This window comes from Staphylococcus chromogenes (assembly GCF_029024625.1).
GTDB classification, from domain to species: domain Bacteria; phylum Bacillota; class Bacilli; order Staphylococcales; family Staphylococcaceae; genus Staphylococcus; species Staphylococcus chromogenes.
Window position 1 is genome coordinate 750,391 of sequence record NZ_CP118953.1, and the last position, 14,772, is coordinate 765,162.

At 37.2% G+C, this 14,772-nt stretch carries 14 protein-coding genes, 2 tRNA genes and 1 rRNA gene; all 17 read left to right on the forward strand.

From position 1 onward, the window contains the following. The first annotated feature begins 435 nt into the window (after nt 1-435). The 17 genes from cshA to PYW36_RS03610 all read left to right on the forward strand — a co-directional run bounded on the left by cshA (nt 436) and on the right by PYW36_RS03610 (nt 14,620). Nucleotides 436-1,920 carry a degradosome RNA helicase CshA gene (gene cshA, locus PYW36_RS03530; RefSeq protein WP_103159486.1) on the forward strand — a complete coding sequence of 495 codons (1,485 nt, stop codon included), beginning with the start codon at nt 436-438 and terminating at the stop codon, nt 1,918-1,920. Between the two features lie 259 nt (nt 1,921-2,179). Further along, a complete protein-coding gene (locus PYW36_RS03535) occupies nt 2,180-2,653 on the forward strand; it encodes a PH domain-containing protein (protein WP_051605022.1) in 474 nt (157 codons plus the stop codon). Next, nucleotides 2,646-4,124: a PH domain-containing protein gene (locus PYW36_RS03540; RefSeq protein WP_037577183.1), complete on the forward strand. Its 1,479-nt coding sequence runs from the start codon at nt 2,646-2,648 to the stop codon at nt 4,122-4,124. Before PYW36_RS03535 ends, PYW36_RS03540 begins: the two co-directional genes overlap by 8 nt. Then, a complete protein-coding gene (locus tag PYW36_RS03545) occupies nt 4,121-4,636 on the forward strand; it encodes a PH domain-containing protein (RefSeq protein WP_051605021.1) in 516 nt (171 codons plus the stop codon). The genes PYW36_RS03540 and PYW36_RS03545 overlap by 4 nt, the downstream gene beginning before the upstream one ends. After that, nucleotides 4,633-4,983: a holo-ACP synthase gene (gene acpS, locus PYW36_RS03550; protein WP_037577181.1), complete on the forward strand. Its 351-nt coding sequence runs from the start codon at nt 4,633-4,635 to the stop codon at nt 4,981-4,983. Before PYW36_RS03545 ends, acpS begins: the two co-directional genes overlap by 4 nt. Before the next feature lie 115 nt (nt 4,984-5,098). Continuing rightward, nucleotides 5,099-6,247, forward strand: coding sequence for an alanine racemase (gene alr, locus PYW36_RS03555; protein ID WP_103159487.1), 1,149 nt, complete (start codon nt 5,099-5,101; stop codon nt 6,245-6,247). Between the two features lie 84 nt (nt 6,248-6,331). Then, nucleotides 6,332-6,502 (forward strand): type II toxin-antitoxin system antitoxin MazE, encoded by a 171-nt coding sequence (gene mazE, locus PYW36_RS03560; protein WP_037577177.1) that lies wholly within the window; start codon nt 6,332-6,334, stop codon nt 6,500-6,502. Continuing rightward, a complete protein-coding gene (locus PYW36_RS03565) occupies nt 6,503-6,856 on the forward strand; it encodes a type II toxin-antitoxin system PemK/MazF family toxin (RefSeq protein ID WP_103159488.1) in 354 nt (117 codons plus the stop codon). It begins immediately after the preceding gene. A 63-nt stretch (nt 6,857-6,919) separates the two neighbouring features. Then, the gene (locus PYW36_RS03570; RefSeq protein ID WP_037577174.1) at nt 6,920-7,924 is read left to right on the forward strand and encodes a SpoIIE family protein phosphatase; all 1,005 of its coding nucleotides are present in this window, start codon (nt 6,920-6,922) and stop codon (nt 7,922-7,924) included. An 80-nt stretch (nt 7,925-8,004) separates the two neighbouring features. Continuing rightward, nucleotides 8,005-8,331, forward strand: coding sequence for an anti-sigma factor antagonist (locus tag PYW36_RS03575; RefSeq protein ID WP_037577172.1), 327 nt, complete (start codon nt 8,005-8,007; stop codon nt 8,329-8,331). Between the two features lie 2 nt (nt 8,332-8,333). Then, complete coding sequence (gene rsbW / locus PYW36_RS03580) at nt 8,334-8,813, forward strand: anti-sigma B factor RsbW (RefSeq protein ID WP_037577169.1); 480 nt, start codon at nt 8,334-8,336, stop codon at nt 8,811-8,813. Next, nucleotides 8,788-9,558, forward strand: coding sequence for an RNA polymerase sigma factor SigB (gene sigB / locus PYW36_RS03585; protein ID WP_037577167.1), 771 nt, complete (start codon nt 8,788-8,790; stop codon nt 9,556-9,558). The genes rsbW and sigB overlap by 26 nt, the downstream gene beginning before the upstream one ends. A 154-nt stretch (nt 9,559-9,712) precedes the next feature. Next, nucleotides 9,713-11,863: a Tex family protein gene (locus PYW36_RS03590; RefSeq protein WP_103159489.1), complete on the forward strand. Its 2,151-nt coding sequence runs from the start codon at nt 9,713-9,715 to the stop codon at nt 11,861-11,863. Beyond that, nucleotides 11,856-12,311 (forward strand): SprT family protein, encoded by a 456-nt coding sequence (locus PYW36_RS03595; RefSeq protein WP_037577163.1) that lies wholly within the window; start codon nt 11,856-11,858, stop codon nt 12,309-12,311. Before PYW36_RS03590 ends, PYW36_RS03595 begins: the two co-directional genes overlap by 8 nt. A gap of 449 nt (nt 12,312-12,760) precedes the next feature. After that, nucleotides 12,761-12,843 (forward strand) — tRNA-Leu (locus tag PYW36_RS03600). A gap of 22 nt (nt 12,844-12,865) precedes the next feature. Continuing rightward, a tRNA-Gly gene (locus tag PYW36_RS03605) sits at nt 12,866-12,939 on the forward strand. A 130-nt stretch (nt 12,940-13,069) separates the two neighbouring features. Then, nucleotides 13,070-14,620, forward strand: a 16S ribosomal RNA gene (locus tag PYW36_RS03610). Nucleotides 14,621-14,772: the final 152 nt, after the last annotated feature.

Here is a 14,772-nt window from a genome sequence, read left to right on the forward strand (position 1 = left end):
ATCCAAAAAAGCAAAGAGCATTAAGTGATTGATAGCTCAATATTTCTTTGGGCATGGATTTATAATGCCAAACCTAAAGTTAGAAAGCCATCAAAATTTATCTGAGCATAAATTTTGATGGCTATTTTGATACAACTTAGTTCGATGAAATTGAGTTGGTCAAAAAATTTTATAACTTACGCTTGTGAATTAATAATATTATTTATGTCTCAAATAGCTATTTTTTATAGCTAATTTTTAATGTTATCGTTGTAAGTTTATAGCTTTACACGTGGTTTAAACTGCTTATAAAAACTTAGTATTTTAATAAGAATATGTGATTATACGTATTTGCTTTATTGCGCAATTAGCATACAGGTGGTAATATGGAGAAGTTGGAAAAATCATTATTGAGATAAATTATGAGAAATAAGATCCAAAAAAAGGAGAATGACTTTGCAAAATTTTACAAGCTTAGGTGTTTCAGAAAGAACAGCTGAAACATTAGAGGCGATGGGATTTACGGAACCTACACCGATACAAAAGGATAGCATCCCATCAGCTCTTAAAAATTTAGATATTTTGGGCCAAGCACAAACTGGAACAGGAAAAACAGGTGCATTTGGTATCCCATTAATTGAAAAAGTAGTTGGTAAAGAAGGTGTACGTGCCCTCATCTTAGCACCAACACGTGAACTTGCGATGCAAGTTGCAGAACAATTAAGAGAATTCAGCCGTGGTCAAAAAGTTCAAGTTGTCACTGTATTTGGGGGTATGCCGATCGACCGTCAAATCAAATCATTGAAAAAAGGTCCTCAAATTGTCGTGGGTACACCTGGCCGAGTTATCGATCACTTAAACCGTCGTACATTGAAAACACAAGACATCGATACATTAATTTTAGATGAAGCTGATGAAATGATGAATATGGGCTTTATCGATGATATGCGCTACATTATGGATAAATTGCCATCTGATAATCGACAAACAATGCTTTTCTCAGCAACAATGCCAAAAGCGATTCAAGAATTAGTTCAAAAATTCATGAAGTCACCAGAAATTATTAAAACGATGAACAATGAACTTTCAGATCCACAAATTGATGAATATTATACGATCGTTAAAGAATTAGAAAAGTTCGATACATTCACGAATTTCCTTGACGTTCATCAACCAGAATTAGCGATTGTGTTCGGTCGTACAAAACGTCGTGTCGATGAATTGACAAGTGCTTTACTATCAAAAGGTTATAAAGCAGAAGGCCTTCACGGAGACATTACACAAGCCAAACGTTTAGAAGTACTTAAAAAATTCAAAAATGACCAAATTGACATTTTAGTAGCAACAGATGTTGCAGCACGTGGTCTTGATATTTCTGGTGTAAGTCATGTATATAACTTTGACATCCCTCAAGATACTGAAAGTTATACGCACCGTATTGGACGTACAGGTCGTGCAGGTAAACAAGGAATGGCCGTGACATTTGTGAATCCAATTGAAATGGATTATATTCGTCAAATTGAACAAGCCAACCATCGCCAAATGCGTGCATTACGTCCTCCACATCGCAAAGAAGTCTTACGTGCACGTGAAGAAGAAATTAAATCTAAAGTTGAAAACTGGATGGCTGTGACAAAAGAACCACGTGTTGAAAGTATCGCCAAACAGTTACTTGAAGAGTACGATCAAACGGACTTAGTGACAGCACTTCTTCAAGAATTAGTAGAATCTAATGATGAAGTTGAAGTTCAATTGACTTTTGAAAAACCACTTGCACGAAAAAATCGTCAACCTAAAGGTAATCGTAAAGGCGGCGGTAAACGTCATTCAAAATCACGTCGTGGTAATAAACCTAACTTTAATAAAAAAGGCAATGGCTTTAAAGACAAGCGCGAAAATAAAGTGAAAAAAGGGCGCACTTTCGCTGATCATCAAAAATAATTTATAATGCATATTTTTAGGACAATGCTATCCTACAAATTTAACGATTTGTAGTGTATAGGTATTGTCCTTTTTTTCTATCATAGAAACATTTAATAATGGGGATTAACTCATATCATCGTCGAGATACGTGCATAGAGTTGATTGATTTTTTACATATTTTATTATTGAAAGATACGATACACTAGGAATGTTATATCTACGAGGCAATATGCTATAATCGTTATAAAATGTTAAAACAAAAGGAGAAACTAAAGGCATGCTTAATCGGATGGAAAAAGGGCCTAAACAATACAAAACATATTTAATTCAAAATCAGATAATACAACTTTGTATCGATGGATGTTTTATAGGCTTAGTGTTATATGGAATGCATTTTTTTGACGTTGCCAAAGGGTGGCGATTTGCATTGTATGGTTTACTTGTTATAGATATTATCTTACGTTTAATACGTCCTTATCTGATATATTCGTTTTACGCTTACCAAATTGTTAACGATACAATCGTGATACAGCGAGGAATATGGTTTCGAAAATATGAAGCGGTAAAAATTGAACGTATTCAGTTCTTAGAATCGCATTTCAATCCTTTATCTCGATATCATCATTTATCACAAATAAAAGTTGTGACAGCCGGACACGAAATAGTATTACCATACTTAAATCATCAGCAGTCTGAAAAAATTGAAAGGTATTGTTTGGCACGCTTAGAAAGAGGTGAAGCAGATGTATAACCCTCAGAAATTACATCCGATTTCCTATATTTCAGGCTTAATTGAAGCAATTAAACAAAATATCATTTTAGTTATTATTTTTGTGTTTTTCCAAATGCGCCAATTCGATTGGTCTAATCCATGGAGTTATCTCTCTCCAGGAATTTTTACAGCGATCTTTCTCATCAGTTTTATAGCAAATCTTCTACGGGTCTATAAAACACGGTACTGGATTGAAGGTCAATATTTTATTATGACTTCCGGTGTTTTTAACTTAGAAAGGAAAGAATTGCATATTCGTCGCATCCAATCGATGGACACGACGCAGTCGATGGTTAACCGTTTATTTGGGGGTGTCAATTTACAAATCCGTACGCCAAGTGATGGCATTGAATTAAACACCATTACGCGCGAACAAAGTGAATATATTCGGGAAGCTGTAGAAAAAATAAAAACGACACTTACGAATGGAAATAATGAGAATGAAGACGAAGCGGGCGCTCCAACAAAAGATACAGAATCAGTACAAGAAATGTTATACGATTTGTCTCCTAAAAATTTATTGTTAATGTCGATGACAAGTGGTGCAATACTTGTAGCCTTCGTAACACTTGCGCCGATTGTTAGCGCGCTTCAAAATATTATTAATTGGTCATGGTTGTTTGGGAGCGTCGACCAGATTATCAAAAATCAAGTTATGGCTACTTTTCTGTCGTTTATCGTGATTTTATTGTTCTGTTACATCTTTGGTGTGCTACTCACAATTATTAAATATTACGGCTATAAGTTACGTCGAAAAGGGGATTATTTACATATACAATATGGTTTATTAAATATTCGACATATTACAGTGCCTATAACGAGAGTGCAAGCCGTGGTGGAAAATCGTTCCTTTTTACGTACATTATTTGGCTATACCTCATTTTCATTCATCATTACGAGCGATCAAAATCTTAAAAATGAGGATTATACGAATGGGAAAGTGATGATTTTACCATTTATAAAGAAAAATGAAGCTCAGCTGATTATCACAGACCTTGTGCCTCATATCATGTTTCACCAAATTAAGACAGGATTACCTTGGCGCGGTTTTCATCGACGATTTTGGATCATAAGTGTGGCCTTGCTTATCGTTGCAGCTTGTGTGCATTATTTTTATAGTGCATGGGTTTGGCTGCCCGTTCTTTTAGTGATTGCATACTTAGTGATGCATAGTTTTCTTGCCATAAAACATGCGGGAGCAGCGATAAAAGGCGAGCAAATCGGTGTGAAGCAGTTAACCCTCTTTGGTTTTCAAACAACCTATTTAAGCCGAGAAAAAGTCATTGGTTATCGTGAGTCGGCTCATCCCCTTATGTTGCGGGGAGAACTCAGTCATTTTTATTTTTTTGTGGCTAAAGGAATGACTTATGAAGCGATAGGTCTTCGTTTTGAGGATATTAAAAATGTATCCTCTTATCGTGAATGGTATTTGAAGGAGGAGACGTTATGAATAGGATGCATCAAGATGGACTCAAAGTTTTACGTATAAAAGGAATCATATATTCACTCATCCTCATCCTCATATTTATAGGTGAAATGGTTGCTGCCTATTTTTTTGAATGGCCTAATCAAATGACTTTAGGAATCATCAGTGTCGTTTTAATTGTTCTGATACCTTTAGTATTTGTATTTCTTATACCTAAATATCGATATGCTCATTTTAAATACCAGTATGATACGTACGGCGTCTTTATTCAAAATGGAATATGCTTTATTAAGCAATATCGTGTACCTTTATACCGTGTTCAAAATATAGAAATTGAAGAAGGCTGGTTGATGCGGCGCTTTCATCTTGCAAACATCGAACTTTCCACAGCAGGAGGTAATGTGTCTATCGAATTAATTCATAAAACTCAAGCGCAAAAATTAAACGTTTTTGTCAAACAACATGGTATGATGGAAACGTATGATGCGTCTGAAGAAAATGAAAATCCTAATGATGAAAATGAGGCCAAAATATGATTTATGGTATTGGAATAGATTTAGTAGAGATTGCTCGTATCAAGCATGTATTAGAGCGACAAGCGCGTTTTCCTGAACGTATTCTCTCAGTCAAAGAACTCGAAAAATTTCATACATTCAAAAGTGAACAACGTAAACTTGAATTTTTAGCGGGAAGGTTTGCTTGTAAAGAGGCGTTGAGTAAGGCTTTAGGGACTGGACTCGGGAGAGAGCTCGCATTTAAAGATATTCATTGTGACAATGATGCACAAGGAAAACCTGTGATTGAGTTTAAAGATTATAAAATTCACGTCTCCATTTCTCATACGGAACATTATGCGACAAGTCAGGTCGTGATTGAGTATTAATCCGTCGTTCAAAAATGGTATGATGTAATTTGAAAGAAAGACCGTATAAAGATAGAATAAAATGATTAAAAAGTCATTGGAGAGCTATCTTGATTATTTTAGGAAGGTGACAGTTATGTCAGAAAAATATTATCGTGCAACCGAACTTACAATCGATTTAGAGGCGATTACAAATAATTACCACGCATTATCACGCTTACAACCGAATAAGTTAATCATGCCAGTCGTGAAAGCGAATGCTTATGGGCTCGGAAGCATTCAGATTGCAACACATTTAAGGCAATTAGGTGCTGAATTTTTTTGCGTGGCCACACTTGATGAAGCCATCGAACTTCGAATGCATGGTATCAAAGAAAAAATACTTATTTTATCGAGCGTTCCCCCTCATGCAATCAATAAAGCAATTCAACATCGTGTGGCGATAGGTGTTCCCTCAAAAGAATGGCTTGAAGCAGCCATTTCAAACATTGATGACGACGCAGAAAAAATAGCATGGGTACACATCAAATTAGACACGGGGATGAATCGTTTAGGTATTAAAGACGAAGCAACATATCATGAAGTTATAGAAATGATTGAACAGCATCCGAACCTCGAATTTGAAGGTGTTTTTTCTCATTTTTCTTCAGCTGATGAAGATAATGACACTTCAAAAAAACAATATGAACGATTTAAAACGCTCGTAGAAAGTACATACCGCCCTAAATATATTCATATTCAAAATTCAGCTGGGGCACTACGTTTTGATCCATCGATTTGTAATGCTTTTCGACCTGGGATTTCATTATTTGGGTATTTTCCTTCTGAATTTATTGAAGAAAAAGCGACTGCACAGCTTTCGCCTTCAGTAGAATGGACGACGGGAATTACACAAGTTAAACATCTAGAAGCCGGTGAATCTATAGGATACGGAGAAACATTTACTGCGAATGAACCGATGACCATCGCATTATTACCTGTAGGCTATGCAGATGGCTTTTTACGTAATATGCAAGGGGGTTATGTAAAATTAAATGAATATCAATGTGAAATCGTCGGGCGTGTGAGCATGGACCAAGTAGCGATACGTGTCCCAAATCAAGCACGTATTGGTGACGTAGTAACATTGATAGAAGCAAAGGCAAACACACCTCAATCTGTCGAAGCCTTAGCGCAACAACAAAATACGATTAATTATGAAGTTTTATGCAATATTAGTCGACGCGTGGCTAGAGTTTACAAATATCAACAATTGAGTGAAATATCCAACGAATTATTAAAATAGTATGGTTAAGATATAGGATTTTTGTTATCATGTAATAGAATCGATGAAAATTTTATCTGTTGTATTGATATGGAGGTCCTACTTATGTCAGCATTCAATCAAACAAGAGTGAAAAGTTTAGAGCAATCTTTGAAAGAGGGGTATGTTCAGATGGCAGATTTAAATCTCTCCCTAGCAACAGAAGCATACTTTGTCGAATGTGAAGCATGTGATTGCAACGAATCACACTTACTTTCTAACCACAAGGATGACTAAATGAAGCGTGGCGATGTTTATTTAGCGGATTTATCACCAGTACAAGGGTCAGAGCAAGGGGGAGTCAGACCTGTCGTTATTATTCAAAATGATACTGGTAATAAATACAGTCCGACCGTGATTGTTGCAGCGATTACAGGTCGCATCAATAAAGCGAAAATTCCAACGCATGTCGAAATTGATAAGAAAAAATATAAACTCGACAAAGATTCTGTTATTTTGTTAGAACAAATTAGAACAGTCGATAAAAAGAGGCTTAAAGAAAAGCTCACCTTTCTTTCTGATAAAAAGATGAAAGAGGTCAATGCGGCACTTGGAATTAGCTTAGGATTGCACATGAATCAACACAAATAGGCTTTAGGATTTTAAATTTCCTAAAGCCTTTTACCTTGTGATAAAAAAGGGGGGAACGTCCATTTGACGCAGCAAAATGAAGTACGCTACTTTGAGTTAGTAGAAACATTTATCAATAACGAAGACAAAGCCCAAACACTTCAATCTGCTTCAAACTATGCAGATCATATTACAGGTAAAGGGGTAACGCCTGAAGATATTGTCCGCATGCATAAAAAATATGCAGAGACGCATCAACTTTCTCAGTCAGAGTTGATGGAAAGTCTGGATGTTTTAGAAAAAGTGATTTCTAGTTTTGGTTTTAATTATTCTGATTATAAAGATTTAATCGATCGAATGGAAGTTCATGATAAAGAATTGGATGTGGCTTCCAGACTCCAACAAACCATGTTAAAAACTGAAATTCCGCAATTTGACAGTATTCAAATTGGCGTGATTTCAGTGGCAGCTCAACGCGTGAGTGGAGATTACTTTAACTTGATTGACCATAAAGATGGCACGATGAGTTTTGCTGTCGCCGATGTTATCGGGAAAGGAATTCCTGCAGCACTCGCAATGAGTATGATTAAGTTTGGTATGGATTCCTACGGGCATTCACAACTTCCGAATGACGGTTTAAAGCGTCTTAATCGTGTGGTTGAAAAAAACGTCAATCAAAATATGTTTGTAACGATGTTTTATGGCTTATACGAAGAAATGAACCATATCTTATATTGTAGTTCAGCAGGGCATGAGCCAGGATATATTTTTCGAGCAGATAAAGATGAATTCGAGGAAATTGATGTTCGTGGGCGTATTTTAGGCGTGAGCTCGCACATTCGATATGACCAAAAAGAGATTAAAATTAATATCAATGATTTAATTATCATATTTACAGATGGTGTGACAGAAATACGTCGAGAAAATGGGGAGTTTATTAATCAAGAAAAGCTTTTAGAATTTATTAAAGGCTATAAACAATTACATCCTCAAGATATTGTCCAATTGCTATATGAACAACTGATTCGTATACATAAAGAAGGGAAACGAGACGATTTAACAATATTAATTATTAAGAGAGTCAATTAATTTCTATAAATTTAGATTAATGCAACATAGAAATGGGTAAAAGTCCGTAGTAGAGTATATTTGTAGGAGTGTAAACAATAATGAACCTTAATATCGAATCACAAGAACATGACAAACATTATGACGTTACCGTAAGCGGCGAACTCGATGTCGCAACTGTTCCCGAATTAGAAAAAGTGTTAGTTCCTATTAGACAAGCTGGAACACATGATATACATGTAAATTTAGAAAATCTATCATATATGGATTCAACAGGGCTCGGTCTCTTTGTGGGTACATTGAAATCTTTAAATCAAAATAATAAAGAATTGTATATTCTTGGTGTTAATAATAGAATTAAACGATTATTTGAAATTACAGGTTTAAGTGACTTGATGCACGTGAACGAAGGGACGGAGGTCGAATAATCATGCCAAACAGAAATGATTTTATCGAAATGAGGCTTCCAGCGTCTGCAGAATATGTAAGTTTGATTCGTCTTACTTTATCGGGAGTATTCACTCAAGTAGGTGCTTCTTATGATGATATTGAAGACGCTAAAATTGCAGTAAGTGAAGCTGTGACAAATGCGGTTAAACATGCGTATAAAGATAAAAAAGAAACCGGTTATATCAATGTCGGTTTTGAAAAAAGCGATACGTACATTAAGATTATCGTTTCAGATCAAGGTGAGAGTTTTAATTATCAAGAAACAAAACAACAACTCGGACCTTATCAAGATAATGAAAACATCGACTTTTTACGTGAAGGTGGACTAGGTTTATTCTTAATTGAGTCGTTAATGGATGAAGTCACTGTTGACAAAGAGACAGGGGTAACGATTAGCATGATCAAGTATATCAAAAAAGAGCAGGTGCGAAATAATGACGAAAGAGTCGAAATCAGTTAATTCTGTTTCACCTGAACAAATCAACGACTGGATTAAACGACACCAAGAACATCAAGATAAAGAAGCGCAAGAAAAACTCGTAAAACATTATGAAAAGCTAATCGAATCATTGGCCTATAAATATTCAAAAGGCCAATCTCATCACGAAGACCTAGTGCAAGTCGGCATGGTCGGACTTATAGGTGCGATAAACCGTTTTGATTTGTCATTTGATCGTAAGTTTGAAGCTTTCTTAGTTCCAACTGTCATCGGGGAGATTAAAAGATATTTACGTGATAAAACTTGGAGTGTACACGTTCCTAGACGCATTAAGGAAATTGGTCCAAGAATTAAAAAAGTCAGTGATGAACTTACAAATGAACTCGAACGGTCCCCTTCAATTGCTGAAATTGCTGCGCGATTAGAAGTAACAGATGAAGAAGTGCTTGAAGCAATGGAAATGGGTCAGAGCTATAACGCTTTAAGTGTGGATCACTCCATTGAAGCTGATAAAGATGGTTCTACAGTCACATTGCTTGATATTATGGGAAGTCAAGATGATAACTATGATTTGACGGAAAAGCGCATGATTTTAGAGCGTATTATTCCAATTCTATCTGATAGAGAACGTGAAATTATACAATGTACCTTTATCGACGGTTTAAGCCAAAAAGAAACGGGTGAACGTATAGGGTTAAGTCAGATGCACGTTTCGCGTTTACAACGAACAGCCATTAAAAAACTTCAAGAAGCGGCAAAGAAATAATTTATCAATCAAAATGTGATTGGTTAATCATAAATGGTGAGAGGCTAGACGATAAAGTCTATGCCTCTTTTATTGTGCTTGAATAACGGCATGATTTTTATCCATGAATAATGATAAAATAAACAAAGTAAGATTTAAGAAAGTGGTGAACCTTTTGGCAAATACATTAATTCAAGCAATACATAACGAATACCAATTTTCAATAAAGCAAATAGAAGCGGTATTACAATTACTCGAAGAAAAAAATACAGTTCCCTTTATTGCACGCTATCGTAAAGAAGCGACCGGGGGATTAGATGAAGTTGAAATTAAAAAAATTGAAGACGAATATGCGTACATGTTGCAACTGCAAAAACGTAAAGAAGAAGTGATACATAATATAGAGCAACAAGGATTGTTAACAGATGAATTAAAAGCCGATATTTTAAAGCAAACTAAATTACAACGAGTTGAAGACCTCTATAGACCTTTTAAGCAAAAGAAAAAGACACGTGCGACGGAAGCCAAACGTAAAGGCTTAGAACCACTAGCCAAATGGATTGATACGCAAAATTCAACAAAGTCTTTAAATCAAGAAGCGCAAAAGTTTATTAATGAAGAAGTAAAAACAATCGATGAAGCCCTATTAGGCGCACAAGATATTATTGCGGAGCGTATTGCGGATAACCCTAAATATCGTCAACGAATATTAAAAGAAACCTTGAAACACGGAGAGATTGTAACATCTAAAAAGAAAAATGCCGAAGATGAAAAAGCAACTTATGCGATGTATTATGATTACGCTGAGCCATTAAAGCGTATTGCCAATCATCGTATTTTAGCAATGAACCGCGGCGAAAAAGAAAAAATTTTGAATGTTAAAATTGATGTTGATAAAACGAAACTGTCGGAAGAAATTAAGAAAATAGAAATTAAAGATACAAATGAATTATCTCAAATTGTTATCTTAGCCATTGAAGATGCAATGAAGCGGTTAATTTTTCCTTCAATTGAACGTGAAATTCGTGGAGATTTAACAGCACGTGCCGAAGAAAAAGCAATTGATGTTTTCAGTGAAAATTTAAAGCATTTACTGTTACAGCCACCATTGAAAGAAAAACAGATTTTAGGTGTGGATCCAGCGTTTCGCACCGGTTGTAAGTTGGCAGTCATTAATCCACTTGGCTCTTTCGTAGCGAAATCGGTCATGTATCCACATCCGCCTATCTCTAAAACGAAAGAAGCTGAACGTATTTTCTTAGAGATGGTTAATACGTACCAAATTGAATTGGTGGCAATTGGGAACGGAACAGCGAGTCGTGAAACAGAACAGTTTGTGGCGAATATGATTCAAAAGCATGAATTGAATATTCAATACATTATTGTGAATGAGGCAGGCGCTTCCGTCTATTCTGCTTCAGACATTGCACGACAGGAATTTCCTGATTTTCAAGTCGAAGAACGAAGTGCGGTTTCTATAGGCCGTCGCGTGCAAGACCCTTTAAGTGAGCTTGTAAAAATAGATCCTAAATCTATAGGTGTCGGTCAATACCAACATGACGTTAATCAAAAACAATTAGGAGAAGCATTGAACTTTGTCGTTGAAACAGCAGTAAACCAAGTAGGTGTTAATGTTAATACAGCATCAAGTACATTATTGCAATATGTCGCAGGTTTATCTAAACCCATCGCAAATAACATCATTCAGTATAGGGAAGAAAATGGTGTAATTAAGCATCACAAAGAAATTAATAATGTAAAACGCCTAGGTGCAAAAACGTTTGAACAGAGTATTGGCTTCTTAAGAATTGTGGATGGGGACGAACCTCTTGATAATACGGCTATTCACCCTGAAAGTTATCCCGCAACATATGACTTACTTAAAATTTTGAAAATAGAAGTATCAGAACTCGGAACAGAGCGTTGTAAAGCAACCTTAAAAAATATAGATATAAAAACATATGCTGAACAACTTAAGGTCGGCGTTCCGACGCTTGAAGATATTGTGAAATCATTAATGGCTCCCCATCGTGACCCAAGGGATGAATATGAAACACCACAATTAAAATCTGATGTATTATCTATTGAAGATTTAAACAAAGGAATGAAATTGAGTGGAACAGTACGAAATGTTGTTGATTTTGGAGCGTTTGTAGATATTGGTGTGAAACAAGATGGCTTAGTGCATATTTCTAAGTTAGCAAAACGCTTTGTAAAACACCCGATGGATGTTGTGAGTGTAGGGGATATTGTTGATGTTTGGATTGATTCCATCGATAGCGAAAAAGGAAAAGTCGCATTAACAATGATAGATCCGCATGCTTAATCAAGAATTGCAACAACATGCTGAAAATCTAGCATTAACCTTATTTGGAAAGCCTTTTCGTCATCGGATTTATTTTAATCATAGATTACGTAGTACAGGAGGGCGATATCTTTTAAAAACACATGATATTGAAATAAATCCAAAGCAATATGAACACTTTGGTTTAAAAGAACTAGACAATATCATTAAACATGAACTGTGCCATTATTTTCTTCATTTAGAAGGAAAAGGGTATCAACACCGAGACAGAGATTTCCGACAGTTGGCACTAAAAGTAGGCGCGCCACGTTTTTGTAATTCTATTGAGAGTTATGAAACGCGCGCGAATTACGAATATATGTGTAAAAAATGTCATAAAACGTTTTTAAGAATACGTCGTGTTAATACGAATAAAATGAGATGCGGACAATGTGGAGGGAGTTTAAAATTAGTTAAGGTATTAAAGTAGCTTATCAAACAAAAGGTTTCAAGTAACTCAAGTAGTGCCAACTAGAAGTATAGCGATAGTAGATGAGGATTAAAAATATCATATAGAGACTCCCCACGAAATGATTTCTCAGTGGGGAGTTTTTTATGAATATATTCATTGAAGTCTTCTAGTAAAGACTTAAAAAATAAGATTTATGATAGGGGCCTAATATTTTTAAATTCTTTATTGACATCTTAACATTGAATTCGTATAATAATTTAGGTCGTCACAAGTCATAGGAATAAATAAATGGTTTTTATGAAATAAGTGATTGACATTGAATACAATTTGATGTATGATTAAATACGTTGTGAAAATAAGATTAACAACACGTTACAAACATTAATTTAATGTTAAAAAAGTGTTGACAATGCGAATAACACATAGTACAATAAATCTTGTCGAAAAAATCATTCGATTTTTACCGAGCGGTCGTGGCGGAACGGCAGACGCGCTAGGTTGAGGGCCTAGTGGGAGTATTCCCGTGGAGGTTCAAATCCTCTCGGCCGCATCAACCTCAAAATTAATTATTTGCGGGTGTAGTTTAATGGCAAAACCTCAGCCTTCCAAGCTGATGTTGTGGGTTCGATTCCCATCACCCGCTCCATTTATTTTTACATGAACATTGAAAACTGAATGACAATATGTCAACGTTAATTCCAATAATTTTGAGTACGTAACGTACTTTCTAGAGTGATTGGCTGAACCAATCAACGAGCTATATCAAGCTTACTTCTTTTATGGAGAGTTTGATCCTGGCTCAGGATGAACGCTGGCGGCGTGCCTAATACATGCAAGTCGAGCGAACTGACGAGGAGCTTGCTCCTTTGACGTTAGCGGCGGACGGGTGAGTAACACGTGGGTAACCTACCTATAAGACTGGAATAACTCCGGGAAACCGGGGCTAATGCCGGATAACATATCGAACCGCATGGTTCGATAGTGAAAGACGGTCTTGCTGTCACTTATAGATGGACCCGCGCCGTATTAGCTAGTTGGTGAGGTAACGGCTCACCAAGGCAACGATACGTAGCCGACCTGAGAGGGTGATCGGCCACACTGGAACTGAGACACGGTCCAGACTCCTACGGGAGGCAGCAGTAGGGAATCTTCCGCAATGGGCGAAAGCCTGACGGAGCAACGCCGCGTGAGTGATGAAGGTCTTCGGATCGTAAAGCTCTGTTGTTAGGGAAGAACAAATGTGTAAGTAACTGTGCACATCTTGACGGTACCTAACCAGAAAGCCACGGCTAACTACGTGCCAGCAGCCGCGGTAATACGTAGGTGGCAAGCGTTATCCGGAATTATTGGGCGTAAAGCGCGCGTAGGCGGTTTTTTAAGTCTGATGTGAAAGCCCACGGCTCAACCGTGGAGGGTCATTGGAAACTGGAAAACTTGAGTGCAGAAGAGGAAAGTGGAATTCCATGTGTAGCGGTGAAATGCGCAGAGATATGGAGGAACACCAGTGGCGAAGGCGGCTTTCTGGTCTGTAACTGACGCTGATGTGCGAAAGCGTGGGGATCAAACAGGATTAGATACCCTGGTAGTCCACGCCGTAAACGATGAGTGCTAAGTGTTAGGGGGTTTCCGCCCCTTAGTGCTGCAGCTAACGCATTAAGCACTCCGCCTGGGGAGTACGGTCGCAAGACTGAAACTCAAAGGAATTGACGGGGACCCGCACAAGCGGTGGAGCATGTGGTTTAATTCGAAGCAACGCGAAGAACCTTACCAAATCTTGACATCTTTTGACCACTTTAGAGATAGAGTTTTCCTCTTCGGAGGACAAAATGACAGGTGGTGCATGGTTGTCGTCAGCTCGTGTCGTGAGATGTTGGGTTAAGTCCCGCAACGAGCGCAACCCTTGAGCTTAGTTGCCATCATTAAGTTGGGCACTCTAAGTTGACTGCCGGTGACAAACCGGAGGAAGGTGGGGATGACGTCAAATCATCATGCCCCTTATGATTTGGGCTACACACGTGCTACAATGGACAATACAAAGGGCAGCGAAACCGCGAGGTCAAGCAAATCCCATAAAGTTGTTCTCAGTTCGGATTGTAGTCTGCAACTCGACTACATGAAGCTGGAATCGCTAGTAATCGTAGATCAGCATGCTACGGTGAATACGTTCCCGGGTCTTGTACACACCGCCCGTCACACCACGAGAGTTTGTAACACCCGAAGCCGGTGGAGTAACCATTTGGAGCTAGCCGTCGAAGGTGGGACAAATGATTGGGGTGAAGTCGTAACAAGGTAGCCGTATCGGAAGGTGCGGCTGGATCACCTCCTTTCTAAGGATAATATACGGAATATCGCTTTTAAGCGATAAGGAATAACGGAGACATATTGTATTCAGTTTTGAATGCTCATTTTGAGGATTCAACATTGTACATTGAAAACTAGATAAGTAAGTATAGATTTTACCAAGCAAAACCGAGTGACA

Bases quoted from the DNA above. Each gene is read 5' to 3' on its own strand.
- PYW36_RS03535 (WP_051605022.1), top strand. From the start codon at position 2,180: ATGCTTAATCGGATGGAAAAAGGGCCTAAACAATACAAAACATATTTA.
- PYW36_RS03540 (WP_037577183.1), top strand. From the start codon at position 2,646: ATGTATAACCCTCAGAAATTACATCCGATTTCCTATATTTCAGGCTTA.
- PYW36_RS03545 (WP_051605021.1), top strand. From the start codon at position 4,121: ATGAATAGGATGCATCAAGATGGACTCAAAGTTTTACGTATAAAAGGA.
- acpS (WP_037577181.1), top strand. From the start codon at position 4,633: ATGATTTATGGTATTGGAATAGATTTAGTAGAGATTGCTCGTATCAAG.
- alr (WP_103159487.1), top strand. From the start codon at position 5,099: ATGTCAGAAAAATATTATCGTGCAACCGAACTTACAATCGATTTAGAG.
- mazE (WP_037577177.1), top strand. From the start codon at position 6,332: ATGTCAGCATTCAATCAAACAAGAGTGAAAAGTTTAGAGCAATCTTTG.
- PYW36_RS03565 (WP_103159488.1), top strand. From the start codon at position 6,503: ATGAAGCGTGGCGATGTTTATTTAGCGGATTTATCACCAGTACAAGGG.
- PYW36_RS03575 (WP_037577172.1), top strand. From the start codon at position 8,005: ATGAACCTTAATATCGAATCACAAGAACATGACAAACATTATGACGTT.
- rsbW (WP_037577169.1), top strand. From the start codon at position 8,334: ATGCCAAACAGAAATGATTTTATCGAAATGAGGCTTCCAGCGTCTGCA.
- sigB (WP_037577167.1), top strand. From the start codon at position 8,788: ATGACGAAAGAGTCGAAATCAGTTAATTCTGTTTCACCTGAACAAATC.
- PYW36_RS03595 (WP_037577163.1), top strand. From the start codon at position 11,856: ATGCTTAATCAAGAATTGCAACAACATGCTGAAAATCTAGCATTAACC.